Below are 20,754 nucleotides of genomic sequence, written 5' to 3'. Positions count from 1 at the left end.
CCGTTTTTGACGCACACCCGATCGGGTTCCTTTAAAAACGCATTCCGCACCATCGTTCAGGATCATTAAAACAATTTTTTGTTATTCGAAATTAATACATTCCGACCGATACTCCATGCCGTCCGGACTATTTTCCATACATTTCGGACGAAACGGACGAATCCGTCTCCGAAAGCTCCCGATTTTGCAGCCGCCGGATTTCCCCCTTCATCTCCCGCACAGCCGTGGAGGGAACCTTGGGGTCGAACGACAACACCCGGTCGGCCATTTCGCGGGCTTTATCGTCCTGCCCCGTCTCGAAATAGAGCTTTGCCAGCAGGTACAGCGGATACAAACGGTTCGGTAGCCGACGGTAGGCCTTCTGGTAATACCGTTCGGCGGCAACGACATCTCCCCGCGCCTTGCTGTTATTTCCCATCACGTTCCAGAACATCGGATCGCCGCTGAAACGCGCACCCCGGCGCAGCGCCCAATCGCTCAGAAAATAGCGTTCCGACTTATTCAGCGCATGCCCGTATTCGAACAGGAAACGGGGCTCGTCGCAAAGTTCCGGATACAGTTCTTCGTACTCCCCCGCAACGAACCGGTAATCCTGCAACTGATAGGCCCCTTGCAACAGCTTCCAATCCTGCAAAGCCCGGTATCGCTTTTCCGCTCCGGATACGGCGCAGCACGACCACGCGAACGCGCCCGAAAGCAGCGCGACGGAGACGACCGCCGGAAATCGTCTTCCCGAACGACCATCGTCCTGAGCCGCCGCGATAAAAAACACAAGCAAAATACAGAAGGGGAGCAGATTCAGCGGATAAGAAGCCAACGAAACGATCATCAGGCTCGTCAAGCCGTACAGCAACCCGTCCCGCCGGCGCGCCAATCCCCGGAAAGACAAAACGACCACCGACAGAAACAGCAAGGCTCCGGCCGCTCCCGTTTCGACCGTAATCTGCAAAAAATCGTTGAAAGCATAATCCGGAGCCCCGGCTACGCGCACCTGATCTTCAGTCATCGCCCCGGAAACGAAGCTGGCTTCTTGCGCATTCCCGTACGCCCCGGCAAAGCAGCCCGTTCCCACGCCGAATGCGGGATTTTCACGGATCAACTGCGCCGACACGTTCCAGATCAGCCACCGGCCGCCGGCCGAATCCTTTTTGTACCGGTACAACCCGACCAGCGACACGACGACCAGAACGAGCACGGCCGAACCAATCGTTGCAAACAGAAACTTCCTGCGTCGGTAAAACTTTCGGATATATGCCGGCGCGGGCGTCTCGCGGCATACCGCAACCAAACCGCTCCCCAGCACCGCCAGCCACGCAATCCGCCCCCGGGTCGCCGGCAAGACAACCAGAGCCAGCAGCAAGAAAAGCCAGGATGCGTAATAGATCAGCGTATCCGGATTCGACAACCGTACGAATCTCGCGCGCCCTTTCGACGCCGACAGAACGGCCGGAACGGCACGCAGAGTCAGCACGTAATAAAACGCCACGGGAACGATCACGGCGAGGTAGTTGGAGTAGGGGCCCGGATTGAAAAACGATCCGGTCATGCCGAACAGCGAATGATTCGACGAAGTCATTCCGTACAACTGCATCAATCCGGTAACAGCCTCGGCAATCCCGGTCGATAGCAACGCCAGCACCAATACGGGCACGACCCCGCGGGACAGCGAAAACACGATCCGCAGGTTCAGGTAAAGGCATCCCAGCGCTACCGGTACAGCCCATGCGTACTCCGTCCGGGAACCGGAACGAAAAACGACGTACGCCAGCAGCACGCACGCCAGAAGATCCGCGACCGTCCACCGTACCCGTTTCTCCCGGGCCATACAAAACCATAACAGGACAAAAAAAGTCAGACACGGCATCAGCCAAAAGAGCGCCTGTTCTTTTTCGGCGACCGCGATCAACGGCGTATCTTTCCGCACCCGGAATACGATGAAAAAGACAGCGACCGACAACAAAACCGTCGTCGTTTTCACCAGAAAAACCGCCAAATCGCGCACCCGCATAACTTCCGTCCGTTCGATATGTTTATAAACAAGCTATGATTCAGGCGGATAAAGTTATAAAAAATTCCGTCCAACGAAGAACGTCTTTCGATTTTAATTTCGAAACAAGTATATTTATGGCCACAATTCCCGGCAGGATTCCCTAAAAACCGATTACGCCTATGAATACGAACCTGAAAACCGTTCTCGAAACAGCGATCGGCGACCCGATAACGAGCGCCGTCTCCGGCACCGGAAAGATCCGTACGAAATCGGGCGCGGAATACTTTCTCAAAAGCGGCGCGCCCTCCGAAAGCTATGTATGCGAAGCCGAAGGACTGAAAGAATTGTCGGAAACCGGAATCTTCCGCACCCCGAAAGTCCTGTCCGTCGGAACGGATCACCTGCTGACCGAATACGTCCCGAACAGCGCCGGCGGAAACGATTTTTTCGAAGATTTCGGGCGCAGACTGGCCCGGCTGCACCGTCGCCGGACGGCATATTTCGGATTCCGGCGGAACAACTACATCGGACTCAATCCGCAGATCAATCTTCCGCACGGCGCCGAACGGTCGAATTGGACCGCATTTTACCTGAACAAACGCCTGCGCTACCAGTACGAGCTGGCCGAACGGAACGGCTATGCCACGACCGGACTCCGCAGAAATTTCGCCCGGTTGGAATCGAAAATCGCGGATATCTTGCAGGGCTGCGAGGAGCCGCCGTGCCTGCTCCACGGCGATCTGTGGGCGGGTAATTTCCTATGCGACGCCGTTTCCGGCGAGGTCGTGCTGATCGATCCGGCCGTTTATTACGGACACCGCGAAGCCGATCTGGCGATGACGCGGCTGTTCGGCGGTTTCCCTCCGGCCTTTTACCGGGCCTATGAGCAGGAATATCCGTTGAAACCCCGCTGGGAGTACCGCGAAGGGATCTACCGGCTATACCATCTGTTGAACCACCTGAACCTTTTCGGCAGCTCCTACCTTCCGGAAGCGAACCGCATCCTGGAAAAATACGCATCCGATTAAAACAGAGGAGCATCCGAACCGTACGGCCCGACTACATGCCCTTTTTAACGCCTTTGCGGATCAGCCATACGTTCATCGGCAGAGCTGCCAAAAAACCGACGAACATGGCCGTCTGCATCATAAACCAGAACGTCCACGACATTTTCGACAATCCGGTTTCCCGGAACAGCACCCAGATAACGACGGCCATCCACGCGTACATGCCGGCCTGCCACGCGGTCAACGACAGAAAATCGGCCTTCAGCGCATGGACGACCGCCTGCTTTCTCGGCAGCATTTGCATACTCCGGATTGCCGCGTACTGAAAATAAACCCCGATACAGAGCGCCAACGCATAATCCAGCGCCCAACCGCCGACAACCGCGCTGCCGCCGATCGCGACCGGCACGAAATACAGAAAGCTTTCCCCGATCAGGTCGGCCAACGTACATCCGGCGCCGCAGTGCAGCGTCGACAGCACGACGGACTGCCACTTCGGACGGTCGCGGCCCATATCCATCGGCATGTGCGTCTCCGCTTTATTTCCCATCGGCATCGAACCGGCATCCGGCGCCTCCATCCGCATCGGAGCGGCCACCGGCGCGAAGCGTTTCGCGCGCCCGAACCGGAAATAAGCCCACAATGCGAAAAATCCGCCCCAGAGCCCGGTCAGTATCCACACGCTGTTCATTATCTTCATGGACTGCTTCCGGCGCGGAAGATCCGACGCGATCACGACTGCCGAAACGATGCCCGACCCTACGAAAAATGCGGCGATTGTATTCATACGAAATCGATTAATTGTTACGTGCTGCCGTAACAATTAACATACCAACGCCGGAAAACGCCGTCAGAACATGCTGACCAGCAGCATCACGTTCAGCAGCGTCACCACGCCGCCGATCGCATAAAGCAGGTATTTGGTGAACGTCGAATTTTTATACTTGCCCATCACCCGTTCGGAAGAAGTCAGGTAAACCTGCAGGAAAACGGTGAACGGCAGCTGGATACTGAGGATCATCTGCGAATAGATCAGTCCCCGGAACGGATTGGTAATCACCAGGATGATCAGGAACGCGACGACGAGCGAAATGATCACGCCGAGCCGCGAGTGGCTGTCCTTGATATCGTAGGGCTCCTTGAAGATCCCGGCGAAAATGGAACCGGCCGCCATACCCGACGTAATCGTCGAAGCGATCCCGGCGAACAGCAGCGCCACGGCGAAGATCACCGTCGCATTGCTTCCGAGCAGCGGGCGCAGCAGCGAATCGGCCTGCTGCAACTCTTCGACGGGTGTTTTGGACACGAAGAACGTCGCGGCGGCCAGTAGGATCATCGCGCTGTTGATCGCCCAGCCGATCAGCATCGACAGGATCGTATCGGCATATTCGTACCGGAGCTGTTTTTTGATCACCGCGTCGTCGGAAAGGTTCCACTGCCGGCTCTGGATGATCTCGGAGTGCAGGAACAGGTTGTGCGGCATCACCACGGCCCCCAGCACGCTCATGATAATCACCATCGACCCCTCCGGAATGGTCGGCGTAACCCACGCCCAAGCGGCCGCGGGCCAGTCGATCGTCGTCAGCGACAGTTCGTAAATAAACGACAGCCCGATGATCGACACGAACGCGATGATCCACTTCTCGATCAGCCGGTAACTGTTGGTAAACAGCATGACGATTACGAAAATCAGCACCATCAGCGCCCCGATCCGCACCGGAATGCCGAACAGCATCTGCAACGCGATCGCCCCGCCCAGAATTTCGGCCAGCGACGTGGAGATCGACGCGAGCACGGCCGACCCCAGCACGGTGCGCGACACGGCCGGCTTCAGGTAAACGGTGGCAGCCTCCGACAAGCAAAGCCCGGTGGCGATCCCCAGGTGGGCCACGTTGTGTTGCAGGACGATCAGCATCACGGTCGACAGCGTGACCATCCACAGCAGCGCATAGCCGTAGTCGGCGCCCGCGGCCAGGTTCGAAGCCCAGTTGCCCGGATCGATGAACCCGACGGTCACCAACAAACCGGGCCCGATGTATTTCAGTATTTCGAGGCCGCCGAGCCGGGGATGATGTTTGCCGAGGCCGAATTTAGTACGCAGCGAATTCAGAAACGAAGCCATGAATCACAATTTGGTTACATTTATATCCTTGCGGTCGATGTAGTTCGGATAGCGGAACGCCGGTATGCCGAGCGCCATACCGGCGTGTATCTTCCCGGATATGCCGAGCATTTTGGCCAGCCGCCTGTTCCGGTCTTGTTCGACGGCCGAACAGACGAAACCGGTGTAGAACTGGGCGACGCCGAGACTCTCGGCCATCAGCGAACCGTTCTGATAGGCGAGGTTGGCGTCCTGGCATCCGAAGCGGCTTTCCGAAGGCGTATGGATCAGGATCACGGCGGTAGCCCCGCGCAGGATCAGGTCGTTCCCCTTGTCGAACTCCGAGATCAGACGCTTAAAATGCGGCACGTAGCCGTATAGCTGCGGCGCAATCCGTTTCAGCACCGGCTTCAGCAGCGGATTTTCGAGTTTTCTGAGAATCGAAGCGAATACGCCGACGGTAAACGCGCTGATCGCGTGCAGTTTTTCGGGATCGGTCACCAGCGTAAACGCCACCCGTTGCAGGTTGCTGGCGGTCGGGGCGCGGTGGGCGGCCTCGAGAATCCGGTCGAGCGTCTCTTCCGGCACCGGCTTCGCGGTAAAGGCCCGGTTCGACCGCCGCGCCTTGCACAGCAGCATCACCTGTTCGGGCGAGGGCAGCAATTCCCGATCGACCGGATGCACCTTCTGCGGCGGAAAATCCCCGTGCTCGACCGAACCGGTCGGGCAGACGGCCACGCAATGCCCGCACACGATACACGACCCGATCCCTTGCAATCCGATCTCGCCGCCGGAGGCCGGCTGCGTAAAAATTTTCGACGGGCACACCCGCACACATTTACCGCACCGGATGCAACTCTCCGCACGAACGCTCAGCATTACTTCCATACCATCCTGATTTTAATTCCGTAAAAATACGATAAACCGGGCTATTTTCCCCGGTCCGCCCGAACTTTTTTACTCGACATTGATCTATAACACCATACATAAAATGTTCCAAACCGCAGCGCATACGCCCGTCTTCCGCCGTTACTCCTTTTCGAGCCGGAACCGCCACGCGCAGGCGCAGTCCGGCTCGGTCATATCCGGAAAACAACTCACGGCCTCGCATCCGATCCGATCGTCGATCACGCGGGCGAAATAGGCGTACTCGTTTTCGCCGACCGGTTTGCACGGATGCAACGGCAACCCCCTGCGGGTGCGAGCCGACTGCACCCGGCAGTCCACCACGCGGAACTCCAGCGCATCACCCGCTCGGCGACACTCCGTCCGGCGGTTGGCCAGCGCGGCGAAACGAAACGCGAGGGCTTGTTCCAGCCCGTCGAGTCCCGGCCGTTCGGGCAGACCGAGAAACGTTTTGATACGGCGGGCTTCCGTCTCGGTGAAACGCCGCCACACCGCACAGTCGTGCGCCATCGCCTCGTCCATGCCCCGTCCGCGTTCGACGGACTGAAACCACACGCCGTCGAGCGCCAACAGGTTGCGGGCATAGATCCGCACCAATTCTTCGAGTTGTTCCTTAGTCAGTTCTTCCAAACTCATCGCTTTCATAAAGGCATCGTTTCAGTCGGTACAAAAATAACGATTTCCCGGCAATAAAAGGTTCGGCGCCACCCGGCGCAGGCAAAATATAAAGTCAATTATTTCAGCAAGGAACGGCAATTATACTCGCCGAATACGTTTTTGTAGATTCAAATTTTAAAGGCAGGCTAAATTCCTCTGAAAAACTCCTCGAAAGTAATACCGTAATAATTACACAACTTTTTCAGGGTAGGGAGCGATATGCAATTTTCTGCAATCTCGATACGGCCTATGTTCATATTCAGATCGAAACGCACGTTCTCCTGGGTAAGGCCCTTCTTTATGCGAACGTCCTTCAAGCGTTCAGCTATCTTTATTCCCAAGGCTTATTTTTCAAATCAATATTTTTGAAAAACTCTTCCATCGAAACTTCGTAATACTTGCAAAGAATAGCTAACGAATAAATCGAAGGCATCCGATTCCCTGATTCTATCCTACTGATATTTACTCCCGTATCCATCGTAACCCGCTGTTGGGACACACCCCGGCCGTTGCGGATTTCTTTCAATCTCCACACAATGGTCGCAAGGAATTGATTGTCACGTCTCGGAGTGCTCATGATTGAACGATGTTACTGATTAAACACTATGCTTATGGCTAAATCCCTTTAAAAAATTCTTCTAAAGTGATTTGATAATAATCGCATAATTTCGACAGGGTGCTGACCGTAATATTATACTTCTCCGTCTCAATTTTTCCTATATGGATTCCGGTATTGAAATAGACCGTTTCCTGAGACAACCCCCTTCCGATTCGCAGATCTTTCAGCCTACGGGCTATCTCCTCGATAAGCACATCATTACGCCACTGTTTCTTCATAAAACAAAGGAACTCAAACACGGATGTATTTTATAATGATTTATACATCATTATTCGGAAAAATTATATATATCAGTTCTTTCAGGCTCATCGCTTTCATTACGGCGCCGTTTTAATCGGTATAAAAGTAGCGACTTTTCGGCAGACTTCGAGTTTTTCATAAACCTAACCGACAAATATTGCTGTTTGTAGAATAATCCGTATGTTTGCAGCGTTATCATTTTACGAATTGAATGATTATGGAGACTATTGCAGATTGTGACAGGTGTGCCGAGCGGCGCACGAACCGCACCGAATAGTCCGTCCCTTCGCCCGGCACGGACTGTTGCGGCCCGTGCTTTTCCACACATCCAAACTAATAATGCGATTCCCGGTCGATCCGAGAGGTAATTGTCGTGTCCTTTATCGGACAAAGAAGTTCTTTGGATTTTTTGAACGGATATGTTATAAAAATAACGTATCTATTTGAATAAGCATGAACAAATTACTATATTTGTACTGGATTTACTGCGAAATAACGCGAGACGTTCATTTTTTCGTAAATCCCCTGCGTTTGGTCGGAAAAGTGGAATTTTTAACGGCGCGGGACAAGGGAAGGTTCATGCTGCATTCTCTGGGCATGAACCCGACTTGTCTGTGCTGGGGCTTCCACTGCCTTCCGATCAACAGTCGGGATTCATGTCCTTTTTCAATATATTTCAATATAAAACTTCGCTTGCTAAGCGAAGTTTTTTGTTTCGTTTTTTGAGAATTTGATAGTGCATTTTAATCATCACAAAATAAAAATTATATACAAAATACTTTATTCGTCTATTTCGTAAAATTTTGCTATGTTTGCAGTAATCGAAATGATTGAAATTCGATAAAAGACATATTGCGCCTGCGTTTGGTCGGAAAAAGTGGAAAATTTTTAACAGCGCGGGAAACAGGCTACCATACTCTTCGGAGCATGGATGGAGGTTTGTTACGCGCTATGGTATTCCACTACCTTCCGACCTAATGAGCCGATGAAGTCCATGCTTCGATTTTATTTTGCATGGCTGTCGGACTAACAAAGGACGGCTGTGGCAATAACTGACAAAACATTCCATTTCCCTTCTTATGCGACAAATACTGTCGCTGATTCGCACTTTGCAATCATTCCGTCGGACTGTCTTTCCGACATTTTTCAATATTTGAATATTCCTTTTCCGACACAATTTCACGCCTTTCGAAACGCGCATGTCCGGTTGTCCGCAATGGCGGCACGGAGATGCACTCGCCTTACGTCATTAATACGCCATTATAATACAACCCATTTATCCGAATGCCGCCATGAAAGAAAAGAATGAAAGCTGGTTGTTGTCGCCCCATGCCGCGTACCACCTCGAACTGAGCATCGACTTTCTGCACACACGCCCGGTCATGGATATCGGAGCGAACGAGATTCCCGCAGAACTGTTGCAGACATGGATTGCGCCCGGCCCGAAAGAATTGCTGATTAGAATGGCAGACGGCTCGGCCGGACCGAACGAGACGATGCCGTACGAAGTCTTCGCCCGCGCCCACGAACGCCACGACCGGTCGTACGCCGAAATGCTCGAACGCGAATTTCACACTCCCGCCGCCACGGTCAACCGGAATTTCCTGCTGTACCAGGAGATCCTGCGAATCGTCGCGCGACTCCGCGAAAAGCGGATCGAGGTGCCCCCGTTCGCCGTGTTCAACTTCGTCAATTACCCGATCACCGTACCGGCCGCCAGGGAGTATGCGTGGAAACACGGCATTCCGTCCGTATGAAATGATCCGGCGAACACGCACGAAAGAGTAGGGGACAGACTACCGGCCGGGAGCGGTTCCCCGTCCGGCCGCGCCGGAAGCATCGTCCGCCGAATGGTCTTTTTTGATCCGCACCGCGTTGCCGGCGTCGGGCGAGAGCCCGAGGTAACCGAACAGATGCAGGAACCCGATCGCCGTGACGAAAAAGAACGCCAGCCGGAAATCCGGGATCGTGTATTGTCCCGGCACGCCGCCGTTCAGTACGTTCGAAAAGCGCAGCGCGACGGCGCCGATGGCGATCCCCATCCCGATCGACATCTGCTGGATCGTACTGTACAGCGTATTGGCCGAGGTCATATCGTGTTCGGGAATATCGGCGAAAGCGAGCGTCGTCAGCGAACTGAACTGCATCGAGCGCACGAGTCCCGACAGGAACAGCGTCAGCACGATAATCCATACCGGCGTGGTCGGCAGCAGCAGGGCCGTCAGAAAAGTGAACAGGGCTACGAGGCAGCCGTTTACGATCAGCACGTTGCGGAAACGGAAACTGCGGATGACCCACACGGTAGCCGACTTCATCGACAGGTTGCCGACCATCGTAGACAGGAACAGCAGTCCCGCCTCGAACGGACTGAGCCCGAACCCGACCTGGAACATCAGCGGAACCAGGTACGGGAACACGCCGATCACCATCCGCGAAACCGAACCGGCGTAGATCGTGATCCGGTAGCTTTTGTACTTCATCACCGAATAGTCGATCAGCGGATTGTCGATCCGTTTCGAATAAAACACGTTGGCGAACAGTATAATGAGACTTCCGCCGATAAGCCCCAGCGGCACGTAATACGAAAGTCCTTCTTTGCTGAACAGCTCCACGCCGTACATGAATCCGGCCAGCGCCAGGCCGCTCAGGACGAACCCCGGAGCGTCGAACGGTTTGCGGGAACCCTCGCCGCGCTTCTCGGACGGGATATAACGCCAGGCGAGCAGAACGCACGCGATGCTGATCGGAACGTTCAGGTAGAAAATCCACCGCCACGTAAGGAAAGTCGTCAGATAGCCGCCGACCAGCGGGCCGACGATCGGCGCGACCAGCGCCGGAATCGTGATGTAATTCATCGCGACGGGCAGGTTCTCTTTGGACGACGTTTTCAGCACGGCCAGGCGGCCCACCGGCGACATCATCGCCCCGGCCATCCCCTGCATCACCCGGTAGATCACGAACTGCAACAGCGACTGCGACGTCCCGCACAGCGTCGAGGAGAGGATAAAAAACACGATCGCCGCGCAGAACACGTTGCGCGTCCCGAACCGGTCGGCGATCCAACCGCTGACCGGAATAAAGATCGCCAGCGCGATCAGGTACGAAGTGATGCCCGTACTCAAATGGATTACATCCGTCCCGAAGGCGCGCGCCATGGCCGGAATAGCCGTATTGACCGCCGTGGTGTCGAGAAACTGCATGAAAAACGCAATGGCCACCACCAACGCTACCCGAACCGATTTATCTATTCTCATCCTCCTCAAAATCTCAATCGCAAAGTTAACAATTTTCAACGAAAAAGACCGCTCGCCTGCCGGAGGCACGGCAGGGCGAAATAAATATTTTTTTATCCCGGCTTGCGAAATAAAAAATAATATCGTATATTATTCCGGTAAATTAAACTCGACCTATGAAAAACCTCTTATTGCTGCTTGTCGCCCTGACCGGATTTATACGACTTCAGGGGAAAGAATTGATCGTTACGACGACCGATAGCGTACAACTTTACGTGAAAATAAAAGGACACGGGCCGCATTTGCTTTATTTGCACGGCGGTCCCGGATCGGGTTCTTATTGGCTTGAAAAATTTTCCGGAGAATTCTTCGAACGGCATTTTACGATGATCTATCTCGACCAACGGGGAACCGGACGTTCGACCAGTCCTTCCAACGGAGATTATTCGATGAAAAGGATGGCCGAGGATTTCGAACAGGTGCGCCAAATCCTGCATATCGACCGTTGGTTCACACTGGGGCATTCGTTCGGAGGAATCCTGCAAATGGGATATACAGAACGGTATCCCGGTGCAATCGAAGGGATGGTCATGCTGAACTGCACGTTGTGTATCGATGACAGCTTCGAAAACGGATGGCTAAAAAAAGCCGGAAAACTACTCGGGAAAAAAGAGTGCGCTTTTTTGAAAAACGATTCTCTTTCAAATATGGAAAAATTGACGATCGCCGCCGGAAAACTCGAAGAAAAAAAACTCCGGTGGAAAATATTTTACGCTTCGCCGGAGAGCGATGCAAAGATGAATCGGTCGTATCAGGAAATTCCCTCTTTCAACAACGATTTCGGCAATAGTTTTTTTAGCAATAACGCCGTTGTATTTCCGGAATATTACCGGGACTATAGACCTGCCACGGCTGAAATTCAAGTACCCGTCCTGTTTTTTTATGGCAACACGGACTGGAGCGTCGGACCTAAACACTACCGGAACGTACATTTCCCGAACATGATCCTGCGGAGAAGCAACGTCGGCCATATGCCGTTTCTCGAAAACAGCGAAGACATGCAAAACGCCGTATTGACTTTTCTAAAGGAGAGCGATTCTCTTCGATAAACGATGCCGCAACGCTATCCCACGCCAATCGGTAAAAATGCAGGATATTTGCATCGAGAAGTTACGAAAAGAGTGTAATTTATTGGAAATGAGCGTAGGTTAATTGCTCATGATAGTAATAGGTTACGAATTAGTTAGTTATCTACTGCATCATCCTTCTGCGCGTTGCGTAACCTTCAAAGAACTCTTCGTATGCAAAAATAGAAATTAAACGGGAGATTTAGAAATAAATCTCCTGATTTTTTATCCTCACATATAAGTTTTTCCGTAAAAGCGGTTTTGTCCGTCGGCACACCATCGCCCAAAGAGATTTTGGACGAACGTATGTCGACTACCGCATAAGCGGAGAAAAGGGCTTTGCCTCACGCCTAAACAGAAGTTTAGACTGATGATGCAAGGCCCATTTCTTTTGCGCTTATGCCAGAGAGGTGCTTTTACGGGTTTCTGACGATTTTTCTTTTTTGCTGTTCCTTTGAGCCGTAAGCGGAAAGCCGCGCATGACCGCCCGATCCGTAAATGGAACAAGCCGTCATACACGGCAGGCAAACCGGGAAGAATGATTTTATCCGTCAGACCGGACACGCTCGGCCAGACATATAAAATCATACTTCCTTGCCGGTGGTTTGCCCGGTTTCACGCTTCCGGCAGTGTCCCTTTTCTTTTTGGCATTATCCCTTTTTTACGGATTTCTCTTTTGAAGTTTTCCTGTCCAATCTGCCTCCACTTCCGTTTACCTCCATTTTCGCGTCTTTCAGTGAGCCGCATCAGGCAGTCATTTCCGTTCTGGGCGCAAAGGTAATTCCGGGATTGGACGGGAATGCAAGGTCAAGCCTCCTGTTTTCTGCGGAAATCTCCAGCCCTGCGGGTAGTATTTCCGCGAAAAACCTTGCATCCCCTAATCCCTGCCTTTTTAAGCACCCGAAACGAAAACGACCGATGCGACAGAAAGACGCATAAAAAAAATGTCGGATAAACGAGAGGCAGATAAGATAGTTTGAAACTCAACTCCCTCAGCTCTTGAATCCGCATTAAAACAAAAAAATCAAAACAGCGAAGATATGACGGCAACGGCAGATTTCAGACAAATGGCACAGTACATAGGGCTTGCGATATGCGGCTTAATGGTGCGCACCGCCTTCGGGGTGTTCGGCATCCTTTGGGGTATCATCAGAGAAATTGTAAACGGAGTGTTCCGAGTAACGATAGGCGTAATCATGGCTATCCTTTCCACAATCGTCTTCTTCGGCTTCATCCTTTGGTTATTCACCCTTTAATCCTTACCGATATGGCAAAGAGAAACAGCAAGACAGCAGCGCAGCAGTGCAGATACTACGAGGTGGACAACATCTTCGAGTACATGGTGGAAACGTACATCAACGGCAACATATCCGTGTTCCGTGAACTCTACCGAGAACTGAACAAGGACGCACGGAGGGACTTTACAGACTTCCTTTTGAGCGAAGTGCAGCCGACCTATTGGAGAGAGATACTGAAACAGACCATCTAAAACGACAGCGATATGAGAACGATAACAAGGACATACGACCTTTTCCAATTAGCCGAACTCTCCGCAGCAGCGAGAGATACCGCATACAATGAATGGCTGCGCACCTTTGAATACGGTTGGGAGAGTGACAACCGCAACACGCTGGAAGCATTTGAGAGTGTGTTCAAGGTCAAAGTTAACGATTGGAGTTACGACACGTGCCGTTATTCCTACCGCTTCACCTCACGTTACAGCGGAGAGGAAGAGGAACTCTGCGGCATACGGCTTCTGAAATACATCGTCAATAACTATTGGCATACCCTATTCAAGCCGAGAACCTACTACCTAAAAGGCAATTACAAGAAAAGGCGCAAAAGCCGTGTATTCACGGATAATTGTTGCGTACTGACAGGCTATTGCGCAGACGAGGACATCCTGCGACCCATCTACGACTTTCTGAAAGCCCCCGATACCCGAACCACTCTGTACGACCTTATGGACAAGTGTCTTAACAGCTTCTTCAAGTCGTGCCGTGACGATATGGAATTTCAGTGCAGCGAGGAGAGTTTCGAGGAGAGTTGCGCAGCCAACGACTACGAGTTTTTGGGAAACGGAAAAATGTATAACTGATAAAACGACAGCGATATGAAAGGAACAGAACATTTCAAAAGAACGATACAGATGTACTTGGAGCAGCGTGCAGCCGAAGATGCGCTCTTTGCGAAGAACTACCGCAACCCAGCCAAGAACATAGACGATTGCGTGACCTACATTCTGAACTATGTGCAGAAAAGCGGTTGCAACGGCTTCACGGACGGAGAGATATACGGACAAGCCGTCCACTACTATGACGAGAACGAGGTAGAGGTGGGCGAACCTATCCAATGCAAGGTAGCCGTGAACCATGTGGTGGAACTCACAGCGGAGGAAAAGGCGGAAGCACGGCAGAACGCTATCCGACAATACCAAGACGAGGAACTCCGCAAGTTGCAGAACCGCAACAAGCCAACAGCGAAGAAAGAAACCAAAGTTGAACCATCACTATTTGACTTCTGATTATGAAACCGAGAACACGCATACAGCAGGAAGTCGCACGTTTGAGCAAGCGACTACCGGGATTGACCGAAGAACAAAGGGCATACGCTTTCCGCCATTGCTTCAAGCATTACGCCATCAAAAGGGCAGACGGCACGAACATCTGCACCGAGTGCGGACATTCGTGGAAAAGCGACCACGACCTTGCAGATACCATTTGCGGATGCACCTGCCCCCGTTGCGGCATGGAGTTGGAAACATTACGCACCCGAAAGAGTGTTTTCAGCGATATGGAGTATTTCTCCATCGTCACCACCTGCAAGCAATACCAAGTGATACGCTTCTTTTCCGTCAAGTCACGATACAAGGCAGGGCAGACAGCCGAATATTCCATCTTTGAAGTGGTGCAGAGGTGGATTGCCCCCGACGGCAAGACAACGACCGTTGCCCGATTGCGTGGCATGTCCTTGTTCTATTACGACCTATGGAATGAATACAGCGACATGGAGGTACGCAAGAATGGAGAATTTCGGGCATACGACATAAATCCGGTATGCACCTACCCCCGACAGCGTTTCATACCCGAAGTGAAACGCAACGGCTTCAAGGGTGATTATCACAACATCCTGCCTTACGACCTTTTCAAAGCCATACTTTCCGACTGCCGAGCCGAAACGCTGTTGAAGGCAGGGCAATATCCCATGTTGCGTTACTATATATACCACTCTTTCAATATCGTAGAGTATTGGGCATCCTTGAAGATATGTATCCGAAATGGCTACACCATTGCCAACGGCTCTATGTGGCGTGACACGATAGACCTCCTGCGTCATTTCGGCAAGGACACGAACAGCCCGAAGTACGTTTGCCCTGCCGACCTCAAAGCCGAACACGACAAGTTGGTGGCGAAGCGTAACCGACAAAGGGAACGTGAGCGGACGGAACAGCAACGGCAAAAGGCGATTGAGGACGAGAAGAACTATCTAAAAGCCAAAGGTATCTTCTTCGGACTTGTGTTCTCCGACAACCTTATCCGTATCAAGGTCATAGAGAGCGTGGAGGAAATGATAGAGGAAGGACGTATGATGCACCATTGCGTGGGTGGCTACCACAATCGGGAAAATTCTCTTATCCTTTCAGCGACCATTGACGGCAGACGCATAGAAACGATAGAGGTATCACTGAAAACTTTGGAGGTGGTGCAGTGCCGTGGCTTATGCAACGAGAACACCGAATACCACGACCGCATTGTAAACCTTGTGAACAGCAACGTGAACCTTATCCGCCAACGAATGGAAGCGGCATAGTATAAACCTATAATACCCAATAGTATGGAAGTAAGAATTGAAAGCATGATTTGTCTGTGGGACGATAAAATCCCCACAATGTTCCTTGAATTTGTAAACCTCCTCACTCTGGCAACGAGTGAGGAGCAGTTAAGGGCAAGCGTCAAGGACTTTGCCGAGAAGCACGAACTTGACAGGTTTTTCCTTTACGGCTTCGGCTCCCACCATTTCTACCTGCACCAACGCTATACGAGTGACCCCGAAATGGTGATGCGCAACAGAGTTTTGTCAGTACATTTTTAACCACTCTAAAATCAACGATTATGGCAACACGAATGACCATCAACGGAATAAGCACCTGCACCGAAGCAGGTACGGAGAAATACGAGCGTTTCCAATTAGGTATCGGCAGACGCAAGCGGACACTTGTGCAGTACGACTACCGCCATCCCACAAACGGAGAGTTGTTCTCTTGTGTCAAACCCACGTTGGACGAGTGCCGAGCCGCACGGGACAAGTGGCTCACGGCAAAGGGAGGAAAGGAGGACAGACGATGAACGCAGCCTACCAAACGCTGATAGTGAAGTTCAGCGAGCCTATCAAAGTATTGGACGGCATCTTTGACGATGCCGAAGCGTGGGGAGTTGATACCCTAAAAAAGTGGATAGATGACTATGAAAGTAGCAGGTTTACCGCCATTGACAGCCATACGGCAGTCATCACAAGCGAGTACAATATGGAGTGCCTGATGGAATGGTTGAAACGAAACACACCCATTGCCGAGATAACAGAATGTTGAACAAGTTGGCGGTGTCCGCACCGCCAACATATAAACCCTAAAAGACAGCGTATATGATAGCGAAGACAATTTTGGAGCAGATAGGCGGCAGACGCTTTGCCGCCATGACTGGAAGCAAGGACTTCATAGACATGGGCAACGGCTTGCGCATGAGCCTTGCGAGGAACAAGACAAGTGCCAACCGCCTTGACATCATCTATGACGGAGGGGCAGACCTCTACAATATGCGTTTCTACCGCAGGACGTTCAGCAAAAAGACATTCGAGTGCAAGACGAAGGACATCGAAACGCACAAGGGGATATATTGCGATATGCTGGAAGAAATGTTCACGATGGTAACGGGGCTTTACACCCGATTTTGAGGGGTGGGCGGCAAAAGCCGCCCTACTTTCTTTCGGTGAGCATGATGGCGGACAAAGAAAGTAGCAAAGAAACCTTGTCTAATCTTCGATAATATTTACAAAAACAAGTTTTAATCATGGAAGCAATCAGACAGAACGGAAAAATCATCTTGCACAGCGATGACGGAACAGGCATGAAGATGATTTTCAAAAACCTGACGGGAAAGAATTTTCAAGGTCGGGAGTATGCGGAGTATATCCGTCATATCGCAATCGGAAGCATGGGATTTTCACCCGGCATCATCGAACATTGCAGGGACGGTGAGGTAATCGACATGGGAACAATACCGAATGTATGAAATGAAAGCGGAAAATCCGATGAAGCAGGCAGCTTCATCGGATTTTCTTTTGTCAGGCACTTGCCATATCATGGAACATACAGCAGCGCAAATTCCGCCTTCCTCCGTTTGAGCAGCATGGCGTGCCGTTTACCTTTGTAGTTGCAGAAAGCGATATATTCCCGATAAATGTTCCGGTCGCCCGCCTCCAACTTTCGGATCAGCGTGCTTTTGGGTATCTTCCCGCTCCCCAAAAGCCGGTATGGACCGACATTGTAGGCGAGTGTGGCAAGTAGCAGACTGTCACGCCCAAACTTGCGGAACATGGCGCAGAACTTCCGCAAGTCTTTCCGCAGAAGCGCGTCCGCCTGCCGCTTCGTCATGGTGCGTGCCGAATACCTTTCCCCCGGCTGCACCTGATGCCCCCAGCCCACATATGGGTGGTGCTTTTCCGAGTGCCAGCCCTCAAAATATTTCGTGCAGCGCACAGCCCGCTCCATGAGTGGCAGGCGGTAGATTGCCGCCTGTCTGTCCGTTCCCTCTTGGCGGCTGATCTGTGCGGACACGGAACAGACCGCCAGCAGCGAACAGAGGATAGCCATGAATACACGCATCATCTTGGCAGAGGTTTGAAATTGCCCATAGGGATGACGGTCTGAATGTCGTCCTTACCGTTCCGATTATTGAAGTCAAATTCCAATTCATAGGAATTTTTGAAATTGTCCACCACCACCACGATGAAGTTGTGCGCCTCGTCGCCCTCTGCCGTGTAGTACAGCCGGAACTTCTCGTTTTCGAGCAGGTAGCGGTCGTTGGGCAGGAACGTAATGCCGTTGTCCATTTTCAATGTACCTTCCCCCTCGAACTGGAAATACCGGATGGTATAGAGGGTGTTGGCGAAGTCGCCCGTCTTTTTCAGCTCACAGCGGATTTCCACCGTCTGCCCCTTCGTCACCTTGTTCGGCACGGGCATGGTTTCCACCGTGAAGGGATAGGATTGCTGGATGTCCATGTCGTCGTCACACGACACGAGCGTGAGCGACACGGCGGCGAACAGGCAGAGTGCCAACGCCTTGAAGATGGATTTTCTTCGGTTCTTGTTGTTCAGTATGTTCATTTCAATTTGATTTTTAAGTTATTGTTCATTTCTTTTTTCGTTGTCAGTTGCAGATACTCGTTCAAGTCCTTGCAACCGTCATAGAGGGCTGAACGGTCACAGGCACGTCTGCCATAGCGTTTGCCAAGAACGTCAAGCGTCCTCCGTCCGGCTTCGTCACGGTCAAGGAAACAGTTGATGCGTCCGTAAGCGTCCAGATGCTTCATCGCCTTTTCCACGTTGGAAACGGAGTTCAGCACAAGACTGTCGCCATTGCCGACTATGCCGAGTGTGGCAGCAGAAAGGAAATCCATAAATCCCTCGAACACGCTGCACACGTCGGCAGCGGTATTTTCCAGCTTTACCAGTGACACATCTTTCGGTGGTATGCAACCCTTGAAATGGCGGCTGCGTACCTCATAGCCGCCAGCCATGTTTGGAAAGCCTATTGCGAAATACCGCTTTCCACGCACGCCATAGTTCAGGCGGAAACAATGGTGGAATGCAACGGCATAAGGTATGCCCCGTTCCGCCAGATAGTCCGTCAGCGGTGAGCGGAGCAACGGGACGGCTTCCACTCCTTCAAAGGCAGGTTCGGCAGGCTTCGGTTGATAGGTCGGAAAAGCCGACCTATCAACCACCATATTTGCGGCTTTCGCTATAAACCTCGCCTGTTCCATAAAATCCACGCTTTGCGCAAACTCCCCGGCAAGCGTAAAGATGTCGCCACCCTTGCCCAAACCGAAGTCGTACCAGAGCTGTTTCGCCACGTTCACACGGAAAGAGGGTGTGCGCTCATTGCGGTACGGCGCACGATACCAAAGCTCGTTTCCGCTTCTCCGTACAGGCTCGTGCCCCAACCGCGCGAGAAAGTCTGCCAACGGAATCCGCCTTATCATGTCGATGTCCGTATGCTCCATGCGGTGCGTCAGTTGATGATTATCTTGATGCCCGCCCCGAATTGGCAATGGAACTTTCTCGTGTCGCCACCCCACAGACAACGCTCCCGGAGGTTGGCGAGCAGGGCGATACGGTCAGCCACGTAAAACTCCACGTCCAGCGTCAGCGCACCGCCGTAGATGAAGGCGTCACGGTCATGGAGCGTGGAGCCGTCAGGCAGCACCTTCTCGCCCCAGTTCACCGATTCATACCCGGCAAGAGCCGAAGCACCCGCATAGACGAACACGGTTTTACGCGCGTCGGACAGTATCTTGAAGTAGTAGCCGCCCTCTGCCGTGAACTGTGCCACGGGTATCTTTGCGTCCTTGTAGGGGTTGTTCTTCAGCAGGTACTCGCCGCCGAACACCCATCTGTTACCTTTCTTCGTGTAGGTGGAGAGAGCCGCCCCGAAGCTGTACCCGCCGTCGTTGCCGCCGGGATTGAAGCCGTCCGCCATGTTTGCCCTGACCTCGATGCCTTGCATCTTCGGCAGGCACCGCTGGGCGTTCGCCCGCCCTGTGAACAGGGCAAGCGACGCGATAATCATAAAAAGGTACTTCTTCATAGTCAGCGCACTTGAAGTTCGTTGATGGTATTGGCTCGTACCAAGTCCTCGTTCTCAATCACGAAGGACTGGTGGCGACCGCCGTTCTTCTCGTTCAGCTCCACCACGAGGCACTTGCCGTCGGGGATGGTGAACTTTGCCATCGTGAAGACCGTGCGCTCGCTCTTCCTGCCCGGCACGAGCGTGGCGTAGTTCTGCGCGCGGAGCGGCAGGACGATCTGCTCCTGCACGGCGGTACGCTTCGCTACCTTCTTGTCCACGATTTTCCACGTTATGTAGTCCACGTCGAAAGGAATGTTGCTCTGGTTCTTGATTTCCGTGTGGAAATACAGAAGCCCGTTATGCGTGTAGATGCCTTTCAGCAGGTACTGGATGCCGAAACGCTTGCAGCCGATGTGCTTCACCTCGCGCTTGTTCTGCCTGTGGATGGACTTCATGATAAGGCGCACCAGCATCGGGCTTTCGCTGCCCAGCTCCTTCAGATAGATTTCCTGCGCGTTGTTCGGGCGGTTCACCGCCGAGCCGTCATGGATGAAATCGCACATCTCCACGTTGAGCAGCAGCGGTTCGGCGGCGTACTTCACGTTGAAGGTGTAAAAATTTCCGTCTTCCGTGATTACGGACATGTTGGTTTCGTTCGGAAAGTCCCTCACGGTAGCCTTCACGCGGATGACGTTCTCGGCTCCGTCGGCTTTGCCCGCAATCAGGTCGGGCGAGCCTAAATCGACATAGCGCACTTCCGAGGGGAAAATGACGTGGACGGTCTTGTCGTAGGTCACTTCCAAACCGTGCGGGGGGACCATGCGGTCAAATCCCAGCTTTCTTGTCAGCCCGTGGTACAGGTCGCCGTCCGCCTCCTTCTGCGGATAGACCTCCTTTGTCAAGGTCGGCTGTTCTGTCGTCGGCTGTTCTACACTGCCGTTGTCCGTTCCAACGGTCACGTTCTCCTGCGCGTTGGCAGTAGCGATGCCCATAGCGAGGGCAAACATGATGATTACTTTTCTCAT

At 52.5% G+C, this 20,754-nt stretch carries 27 protein-coding genes; 13 read left to right on the top strand and 14 right to left on the bottom strand.

The genetic code is table 11. The features are described 5' to 3' along the window. Positions 1 to 127 precede the first annotated feature (127 nt). A complete protein-coding gene (locus GFH31_RS01250; protein WP_153498072.1) occupies positions 128 to 2,008 on the bottom strand; it encodes an O-antigen ligase family protein in 1,881 nt (626 codons plus the stop codon). A gap of 161 nt (positions 2,009 to 2,169) precedes the next feature. On the opposite strand from GFH31_RS01250, the gene GFH31_RS01245 reads away from it, so the two are divergent. After that, positions 2,170 to 3,018, top strand: a complete 849-nt coding sequence (locus GFH31_RS01245; RefSeq protein ID WP_101570520.1) for a fructosamine kinase family protein — start codon at positions 2,170 to 2,172, stop codon at positions 3,016 to 3,018. A 31-nt stretch (positions 3,019 to 3,049) separates the two neighbouring features. On the opposite strand, the gene GFH31_RS01240 is transcribed toward GFH31_RS01245, so the two are convergent. The 7 genes from GFH31_RS01240 to GFH31_RS01210 form a co-directional block, all read right to left on the bottom strand. After that, complete coding sequence (locus tag GFH31_RS01240; RefSeq protein WP_118656648.1) at positions 3,050 to 3,784, bottom strand: DUF4396 domain-containing protein; 735 nt, start codon at positions 3,782 to 3,784, stop codon at positions 3,050 to 3,052. Positions 3,785 to 3,847: 63 nt separating this feature from the next. Continuing rightward, positions 3,848 to 5,119, bottom strand: a complete 1,272-nt coding sequence (locus tag GFH31_RS01235; RefSeq protein ID WP_055204473.1) for an Nramp family divalent metal transporter — start codon at positions 5,117 to 5,119, stop codon at positions 3,848 to 3,850. Positions 5,120 to 5,122: 3 nt separating this feature from the next. Next, positions 5,123 to 5,986, bottom strand: a complete 864-nt coding sequence (locus tag GFH31_RS01230) for a nitroreductase family protein (protein WP_153498071.1) — start codon at positions 5,984 to 5,986, stop codon at positions 5,123 to 5,125. 141 nt (positions 5,987 to 6,127) lie between these two features. Beyond that, on the bottom strand, positions 6,128 to 6,649 hold the full coding sequence (locus tag GFH31_RS01225; protein ID WP_055204469.1) for a DUF6125 family protein: 522 nt from the start codon (positions 6,647 to 6,649) through the stop codon (positions 6,128 to 6,130). 158 nt (positions 6,650 to 6,807) lie between these two features. Next, positions 6,808 to 6,978: a helix-turn-helix domain-containing protein gene (locus GFH31_RS01220; protein WP_228385817.1), complete on the bottom strand. Its 171-nt coding sequence runs from the start codon at positions 6,976 to 6,978 to the stop codon at positions 6,808 to 6,810. Positions 6,979 to 6,992: 14 nt separating this feature from the next. Then, positions 6,993 to 7,238 carry a helix-turn-helix domain-containing protein gene (locus GFH31_RS13005; RefSeq protein WP_101570528.1) on the bottom strand — a complete coding sequence of 82 codons (246 nt, stop codon included), beginning with the start codon at positions 7,236 to 7,238 and terminating at the stop codon, positions 6,993 to 6,995. A gap of 38 nt (positions 7,239 to 7,276) precedes the next feature. Beyond that, on the bottom strand, positions 7,277 to 7,498 hold the full coding sequence (locus GFH31_RS01210) for a helix-turn-helix domain-containing protein (RefSeq protein WP_153498070.1): 222 nt from the start codon (positions 7,496 to 7,498) through the stop codon (positions 7,277 to 7,279). Between the two features lie 1,314 nt (positions 7,499 to 8,812). Between GFH31_RS01210 and GFH31_RS01205 the strand changes: the two genes are divergently transcribed. After that, a complete protein-coding gene (locus GFH31_RS01205; protein ID WP_055204465.1) occupies positions 8,813 to 9,277 on the top strand; it encodes a hypothetical protein in 465 nt (154 codons plus the stop codon). 39 nt (positions 9,278 to 9,316) lie between these two features. Here the strand turns inward: GFH31_RS01205 and GFH31_RS01200 are convergent, their stop codons facing one another. Further along, positions 9,317 to 10,774, bottom strand: a complete 1,458-nt coding sequence (locus GFH31_RS01200) for a DHA2 family efflux MFS transporter permease subunit (RefSeq protein WP_055204463.1) — start codon at positions 10,772 to 10,774, stop codon at positions 9,317 to 9,319. 155 nt (positions 10,775 to 10,929) lie between these two features. On the opposite strand from GFH31_RS01200, the gene GFH31_RS01195 reads away from it, so the two are divergent. The 11 genes from GFH31_RS01195 to GFH31_RS01140 all read left to right on the top strand — a co-directional run bounded on the left by GFH31_RS01195 (position 10,930) and on the right by GFH31_RS01140 (position 17,168). After that, on the top strand, positions 10,930 to 11,862 hold the full coding sequence (locus GFH31_RS01195; RefSeq protein ID WP_118458904.1) for an alpha/beta fold hydrolase: 933 nt from the start codon (positions 10,930 to 10,932) through the stop codon (positions 11,860 to 11,862). A gap of 1,058 nt (positions 11,863 to 12,920) precedes the next feature. Then, positions 12,921 to 13,136 carry a hypothetical protein gene (locus GFH31_RS01185; RefSeq protein WP_117754273.1) on the top strand — a complete coding sequence of 72 codons (216 nt, stop codon included), beginning with the start codon at positions 12,921 to 12,923 and terminating at the stop codon, positions 13,134 to 13,136. Positions 13,137 to 13,147: 11 nt separating this feature from the next. Next, positions 13,148 to 13,369, top strand: coding sequence for a hypothetical protein (locus GFH31_RS01180; protein WP_117754264.1), 222 nt, complete (start codon positions 13,148 to 13,150; stop codon positions 13,367 to 13,369). A 12-nt stretch (positions 13,370 to 13,381) separates the two neighbouring features. Beyond that, entirely contained in the window at positions 13,382 to 13,978 is a 597-nt protein-coding gene (locus tag GFH31_RS01175) for a hypothetical protein (RefSeq protein ID WP_117754265.1), read from the top strand. A 15-nt stretch (positions 13,979 to 13,993) separates the two neighbouring features. Then, the gene (locus GFH31_RS01170; RefSeq protein ID WP_024988513.1) at positions 13,994 to 14,404 is read left to right on the top strand and encodes a PcfK-like family protein; all 411 of its coding nucleotides are present in this window, start codon (positions 13,994 to 13,996) and stop codon (positions 14,402 to 14,404) included. Between the two features lie 2 nt (positions 14,405 to 14,406). After that, positions 14,407 to 15,690 carry a PcfJ domain-containing protein gene (locus GFH31_RS01165; protein WP_018667429.1) on the top strand — a complete coding sequence of 428 codons (1,284 nt, stop codon included), beginning with the start codon at positions 14,407 to 14,409 and terminating at the stop codon, positions 15,688 to 15,690. Positions 15,691 to 15,714: 24 nt separating this feature from the next. Then, a complete protein-coding gene (locus GFH31_RS01160; protein ID WP_057098472.1) occupies positions 15,715 to 15,972 on the top strand; it encodes a hypothetical protein in 258 nt (85 codons plus the stop codon). Between the two features lie 20 nt (positions 15,973 to 15,992). After that, the gene (locus GFH31_RS01155; protein ID WP_025069036.1) at positions 15,993 to 16,226 is read left to right on the top strand and encodes a DUF3873 domain-containing protein; all 234 of its coding nucleotides are present in this window, start codon (positions 15,993 to 15,995) and stop codon (positions 16,224 to 16,226) included. Next, positions 16,223 to 16,468 carry a DUF6956 domain-containing protein gene (locus GFH31_RS01150; protein WP_018667426.1) on the top strand — a complete coding sequence of 82 codons (246 nt, stop codon included), beginning with the start codon at positions 16,223 to 16,225 and terminating at the stop codon, positions 16,466 to 16,468. The genes GFH31_RS01155 and GFH31_RS01150 overlap by 4 nt, the downstream gene beginning before the upstream one ends. Before the next feature lie 53 nt (positions 16,469 to 16,521). Continuing rightward, positions 16,522 to 16,830, top strand: coding sequence for a hypothetical protein (locus tag GFH31_RS01145; protein ID WP_018667425.1), 309 nt, complete (start codon positions 16,522 to 16,524; stop codon positions 16,828 to 16,830). Between the two features lie 116 nt (positions 16,831 to 16,946). Further along, the gene (locus tag GFH31_RS01140; protein WP_018667424.1) at positions 16,947 to 17,168 is read left to right on the top strand and encodes a hypothetical protein; all 222 of its coding nucleotides are present in this window, start codon (positions 16,947 to 16,949) and stop codon (positions 17,166 to 17,168) included. 68 nt (positions 17,169 to 17,236) lie between these two features. Here GFH31_RS01140 and GFH31_RS01135 read toward each other — a convergent pair whose 3' ends face one another. Genes GFH31_RS01135 through traN form a run of 5 tightly spaced genes read right to left on the bottom strand, consistent with a single transcriptional unit; the run spans position 17,237 to position 20,754 of the window. Beyond that, entirely contained in the window at positions 17,237 to 17,764 is a 528-nt protein-coding gene (locus GFH31_RS01135; RefSeq protein WP_117754266.1) for a glycoside hydrolase family protein, read from the bottom strand. Next, entirely contained in the window at positions 17,761 to 18,264 is a 504-nt protein-coding gene (locus GFH31_RS01130) for a DUF3872 domain-containing protein (RefSeq protein ID WP_065538002.1), read from the bottom strand. Before GFH31_RS01130 ends, GFH31_RS01135 begins: the two co-directional genes overlap by 4 nt. After that, positions 18,261 to 19,163 carry a toprim domain-containing protein gene (locus GFH31_RS01125; RefSeq protein ID WP_065538003.1) on the bottom strand — a complete coding sequence of 301 codons (903 nt, stop codon included), beginning with the start codon at positions 19,161 to 19,163 and terminating at the stop codon, positions 18,261 to 18,263. Before GFH31_RS01125 ends, GFH31_RS01130 begins: the two co-directional genes overlap by 4 nt. Before the next feature lie 8 nt (positions 19,164 to 19,171). Next, a complete protein-coding gene (locus GFH31_RS01120; protein WP_018667420.1) occupies positions 19,172 to 19,747 on the bottom strand; it encodes a conjugal transfer protein TraO in 576 nt (191 codons plus the stop codon). A gap of 2 nt (positions 19,748 to 19,749) precedes the next feature. Beyond that, positions 19,750 to 20,754, bottom strand: coding sequence for a conjugative transposon protein TraN (traN, locus tag GFH31_RS01115; RefSeq protein ID WP_018667419.1), 1,005 nt, complete (start codon positions 20,752 to 20,754; stop codon positions 19,750 to 19,752).

The organism is Alistipes sp. dk3624, assembly GCF_009557455.1.
Taxonomy (GTDB): Bacteria; Bacteroidota; Bacteroidia; order Bacteroidales; family Rikenellaceae; genus Alistipes_A; species Alistipes_A hominis.
Note: the sequence above shows the minus strand (reverse complement) of the source record. Positions and strands in the feature narration are given on the sequence as shown.